The following is a 3913-nucleotide window of genomic DNA, read 5'->3' as shown; positions in this document are numbered from 1 at the left end:
CACCCACCCACCCACCAGGTGATCACGTCCACCCCTAGCGAGACCAGCGCCCGCAACGACTTCACCGCGGGCGGCCCGGCGCCACTCATCGCAACCTCCACCCGCTGGTCAGACGGCCCAAGGATTCGCTCCCGGACGGACGCCTGACCTGAGTTCCGGCCCGCTCTCGGACGGACTCAGCATCGTGGCCGCCGCCACCCGAGCGGGGCCTCCCCAACGGAACAGCGACAGGAATTTCCTACCCCACCACTGGAGGATCAGCATGGTCTCCCGGACCCGTCCCATCGGGCGCACTCGACTGCGAGCGCTCACATTTTCCGGAACAGCCGCGATAATTCTGGCCTTGGCCGTCTCGTTGCTGCCCAACCTCGCCCAGGCCGCCGAGACGACCCTCGGCGCCGCCGCAGCTCAGTCTGGCCGCTACTTCGGTGCCGCCGTCGCCGCCAACAAGCTCAACGACAGCGCCTACACGACGATCCTGAACCGCGAGTTCAACAGCATCACTCCCGAGAACGAAATGAAGATCGACGCGACCGAGCCGCAGCAGAACAACTTCACCTTCAGCAACGCGGACCGGATCGTGAACCACGCCACCTCCCGCGGTTGGAAGGTCCGGGGCCACACCCTGGCCTGGCACTCGCAGCAGCCGGGCTGGATGCAGAGCATGGAGGGCACCGCCCTGCGCAACGCCATGCTCAACCACGTCACCCGAGTGGCCACCAACTACCGCGGCAAAATCTACTCGTGGGACGTGGTGAACGAGGCATTCGAGGACGGCAACAGCGGCGCCCGCCGCAACTCGAACCTGCAGCGCACCGGCAACGACTGGATCGAGGCGGCATTCCGCGCCGCCGACGCGGCGGACCCGAACGCGAAGCTCTGCTACAACGACTACAACACCGACAACTGGACCTGGGCCAAGACCCAGGCCGTGTACAACATGGTGCGCGACTTCAAGTCCCGTGGGGTGCCGATCGACTGCGTCGGGTTCCAGTCCCACTTCAACGCCAACTCGGCGTACAACAGCAACTACCGCACCACGCTGTCCAGCTTCGCCGCCCTCGGGGTGGACGTCCAGATCACCGAGTTGGACATCGAGGGCTCCGGTACGACGCAGGCCAACACCTACCGCAGTGTGGTCAACGACTGCCTGGCCGTGGCCCGCTGCAACGGCCTCACCGTGTGGGGGGTCCGCGACTGCGACTCGTGGCGCTCCAGCGGCACTCCGCTGCTCTTTGACTGCAACGGCAACAAGAAGGCCGCCTACACCTCCACCCTGGAGGCGCTGAACAGCGCCGGCCCCACCAACCCGCCCACTGACCCACCCACCAACCCGCCCACCAACCCGCCCGGCTCCGCCAGCGAGATCGTCGGCACGCAGTCCGGCCGGTGCGTCGACGTACCCAACGCCTCGACCAGCAACGGCACCCGGGTGCAGCTCTACGACTGCAACAAGCAGACCAACCAGGCATGGACCTACACCTCGAACAAACAGCTACAGGTGTACGGGAACATGTGCCTCGATGCCGCCGGGACCGGCAACGGTGCAGCGGTGCAGATCTACAGCTGCCACAGCCAGACCAACCAACAGTGGAACGTCAACTCCAACGGCACCATCAGCAACGTCCAGTCCGGACGGTGCCTGGATGCCTGGAGCACCGCCAACGGAGCCCAGATCCAGCTCTACGACTGCCACGGACAAACCAACCAGCAGTTCCGGCTTGCCGGCCTGGGCGGCGGCTCGACCCCGACGCCGACCCCGACGACGCCGCCGCCGACCGGCGGCACGTGTGACCTTCCCTCGTCGTACCGCTGGTCGTCGACGGGAGCGCTGGCGCAGCCGAGGTCCGGGTGGGTGTCGCTGAAGGACTTCACCGTCGCCCCCTACAACGGCCAGCAACTCGTCTACGCCACCACCCACGACACCGGCACCACGTGGGGCTCGATGAACTTCGGCCTCTTCAGCAACTACTCGCAGATGGGCTCGGCCAGCCAGAACGCGATGAACTCGGCGACCGTCGCACCGTCGCTGTTCTACTTCGCGCCGCGCAACATCTGGGTGCTGGCCTACCAGTGGGGCGGCACGGCCTTCTCGTACCGGACCTCCAGTGACCCGACCAACCCGAACGGGTGGTCGTCGGCGCAGACGCTGTTCACCGGAAGCATCTCCAACTCCAGCACCGGCCCGATCGACCAGGCCGTCATCGGTGACGACCAGAACATGTACCTGTTCTTCGCTGGCGACAACGGCAGGATCTACCGGGCCAGCATGCCCATCGGGAACTTCCCGGGCAGCTTCGGGTCGAACTACACGACGATCATGACCGACTCGACAAACAACCTCTTCGAGGCGGTTCAGGTCTACAAGCTCCAGGGTCTGAACAAGTACCTCATGATCGTCGAGGCGATCGGTTCGCAGGGCCGCTACTTCCGCTCGTTCACGGCCACCAGCCTGGGTGGGACGTGGACTCCGCAAGCGACGTCCGAGAGCAACCCCTTCGCCGGCAAGGCCAACACTGGTGTCACCTGGACCAACGACATCAGCCACGGCGAACTGCTGCGCAGCAACGCCGATCAGACCATGACCGTTGACGCCTGCAACCTGCAACTGCTCTACCAGGGTCGTTCCCCCAGCTCCGGCGGCGACTACGGCCTCCTGCCGTACCGGCCGGGTCTGCTGACCCTGCAACGCTGACGACCGGACATCGCCGGGGCGGGCAGGCTCGGCACGACACCGAGCCCGCCCGCCCCGCACCCACCCACCACCAGGAGGTACCACCAGTGCGAGGACACGGATACCACCCCCCGCCCTCCGGGAACACCCGAGCTGACCGAGTGTCCCCCCGCTTTCGGGGACGGCTGTTCAAGCTCGCCGCGGCCGGGATCGCCGCCGCAGTCGGGTTGTTGACCATCACCGTGGCGACCGGGTCGGCGTCGGCCGCCGACAACCCGTACCAGCGAGGCCCGGACCCCACCCGGACCAGCGTCACCGCCGTGAACGGGCCCTTCGCCAACACGTCGGTAAGCGTCCCGACCGGGTACGGCTTCAACGGCGGCAGGATCTACTACCCGACCGACACCAGCCAGGGCACCTTCGGGGCCATCGCGATCTCGCCGGGCTACACCGCGTTGTTCTCCGCCGAACTGGCCTGGATGGGACCGTGGCTGGCCTCCCACGGCTTCGTCGTGATCGGTATCGAGACCAACAGCCGCAACGACTTCGACACGGCCCGAGGCACCCAGTTGCTCGCCGCACTGGACTACCTCACTCAGCAGAGCCCGGTTCGCGACCGGGTCGACCCCAACCGGTTGGCGGTCGCCGGTCACTCCATGGGCGGCGGCGGCGCGCTGAGCGCAGCCACCCGGCGCTCGTCGTTGAAGGCTGTGGTCGGCATCGCGCCGTACTCACCGTCGTCGAACCTGGCCAATGACCGGGTGCCCACCATGATCTTCGCCGGACAGGCGGACACGGTGGTCACCCCGTCCTACGCCACCGGCCTCTACAACAGCCTCCCGACCACGACGGAGAGCGCCTACCTGGAGGTCGCCGGCGCGGACCATGGCTTCATGGTCGGACGGTCGAACCCGGTGATGGTCCGAACCATGCTGCCGTTCGTCAAGATGTTCATCGACAACGACGCCCGGTACAGCCAGTTCCTCTGCCCGCTGCTGGACTCCAGTGGCGTCGTCACCTACCGCAGCACCTGCCCCTTGCTGCCCTCGACGCCGCCCACCTCGACGCCGACCCCCACCGATCCGCCGACCCCCACCCCAACGCCGACCGTTCCGCCCGGCTCCGCCAGCGAGATCGTCGGCACCCAGTCGAGCCGGTGCATCGACGTACCCAACGCCTCACGCAACAACGGCACCCGCGTCCAGCTCTACGACTGCAACAAGCAGACCAACCAGGCAT

The 3913-nt window shown here is 66.9% G+C and carries 2 protein-coding genes; both read left to right on the top strand.

Features of this window, described 5'->3' with window-relative positions:
• Positions 1-262: 262 nt before the first annotated feature.
• Positions 263-2695, top strand: coding sequence for a non-reducing end alpha-L-arabinofuranosidase family hydrolase (locus tag KBX71_RS33365; protein ID WP_210821664.1), 2433 nt, complete (start codon positions 263-265; stop codon positions 2693-2695).
• Between the two features lie 140 nt (positions 2696-2835).
• Positions 2836-3913 (top strand): alpha/beta hydrolase (locus KBX71_RS33360; RefSeq protein ID WP_210821663.1); only part of this gene is annotated, 1078 nt, incomplete at its 3' end.

This window comes from Micromonospora sp. D93 (assembly GCF_018070365.1).
In the GTDB taxonomy this organism is placed as follows: Bacteria; Actinomycetota; Actinomycetes; order Mycobacteriales; family Micromonosporaceae; genus Micromonospora; species Micromonospora ureilytica.
This window is presented reverse-complemented; position numbering and strand designations above follow the sequence as displayed.

What these genes read in the sequence shown, in the direction of transcription:
- KBX71_RS33365 (WP_210821664.1), top strand. Translation starts at nt 263, where the DNA reads ATGGTCTCCCGGACCCGTCCCATCGGGCGCACTCGACTGCGAGCGCTC.